The organism is Rhizobacter sp. P1_G5, from assembly GCF_056405435.1.
In genome coordinates this window covers 1-1,230 of sequence record NZ_JBFUCB010001016.1, presented here as the reverse complement: position 1 = coordinate 1,230, position 1,230 = coordinate 1, and the positions used below count along the sequence as shown (strand labels likewise).

Sequence of the window (1,230 nt, the reverse complement as noted above, 5' to 3'; positions counted from 1 at the left end):
GCGCTGCGCATCGCTCGCGCCGGCCGCCTCGCCCTCGTGCCAGCGCTGCAGCAGGCCGAGCCCGCTCGCCTGGTGCGCGGCATGCCAGAACAGCCACTGCGTGACCTGCCAGCGCCCGGCCTCGTCCGGCGGCAGCAGCGCGCCGGTCTTGCCGGCCAGGTACAGCAGGATGGCGCCCGACTCCACCACCGTCTGCGGCGCCGTGCCGCCGAACGGCGCGTGGTCGACGATCACCGGCGTGCGGCGGTGCGGGTTCAGCGCCGCGAACGCCGCCGTGTGGTGCTCCTTCGTGCGGATGTTCAGCGGGTACGGGGTGTGCGGCAGCCCGAGTTCTTCCAGCGCGATGGCGATCTTCATGCCGTTGCCGGTGGGCCAGTAGTAGAAGTCGATCATGGGTGGGGGTGGTGAAGAAGAGATCAGATGGCGAATCGCAAGCCCGCGAGTTCGAGGGGCACCTGCGGCAGCACCGGCGCGCGCGACGGGTCGAGGCTGCGGTTCAGGAAGGCGCGGGTGCGCTCGCTGGTCGGCGCATGGAACACGCGGGCGGYCGGGCCGTGCTCGACGACGCGGCCGGCCTCGGTGAAGACCACCTCGTCGCTGACCTCCTCGGCAAAGCGCATCTCGTGCGTCACCAGCACGCAGCTCAGCCCCTCGGCCGCCAGCTCGCGGATCACGTGCAGCACCTCGCCGACCGTCTCCGGGTCGAGCGCCGACGTGACCTCGTCGAACAGCATCAGCTCCGGGCGCATCGCCAGSGCCCKSGCAATGGCCACGCGCTGCTGYTGCCCSCCGGAGAGCTCGCCCGGCCAGGCGTCCTGCTTGTGCAGCAGCCGCACCCTGTCGAGCAGCGCCAGTGCCTCGCGCCGTGCCTCGGCCCGGTCGCGGCCGGCCACCAGCGTCGGCGCGATCAGCAGGTTGTCGAGCACGCTCAGGTGCGGGAACAGGTTGTACTGCTGGAACACGAAGCCGACACGCTTGCGCAGCGCGATGAACTCGGCCTCGCTGCGCAGCTGGTCGACGCGCGTGCCGCCGACGCGGATCTCGCCGCGCTGCGGCCGGATCAGCCCGGTGATGCAGCGCAGCAGCGTCGACTTGCCCGAGCCCGAGGGCCCGATGATCGAGACCGATTGCCCGCGCTTCACCTGCAGCGAGATGCCCTTCAGCACCTCGTTGTCGCCGAAGGACAGGTGCACGTCGTCCAGCGAGACCAGCGGTTCGTCAACGGAAGGC

The 1,230-nt window shown here is 71.2% G+C and carries 2 protein-coding genes; both read right to left on the bottom strand.

What is annotated here, in order from left to right:
• Positions 1 to 393 (bottom strand): glutathione S-transferase N-terminal domain-containing protein (locus AC1D12_RS33670; RefSeq protein WP_477845422.1); only part of this gene is annotated, 393 nt, incomplete at its 3' end.
• Between the two features lie 23 nt (positions 394 to 416).
• Positions 417 to 1,211 carry an amino acid ABC transporter ATP-binding protein gene (locus AC1D12_RS33665; protein WP_477845423.1) on the bottom strand — a complete coding sequence of 265 codons (795 nt, stop codon included), beginning with the start codon at positions 1,209 to 1,211 and terminating at the stop codon, positions 417 to 419.
• Positions 1,212 to 1,230 lie beyond the last annotated feature (19 nt).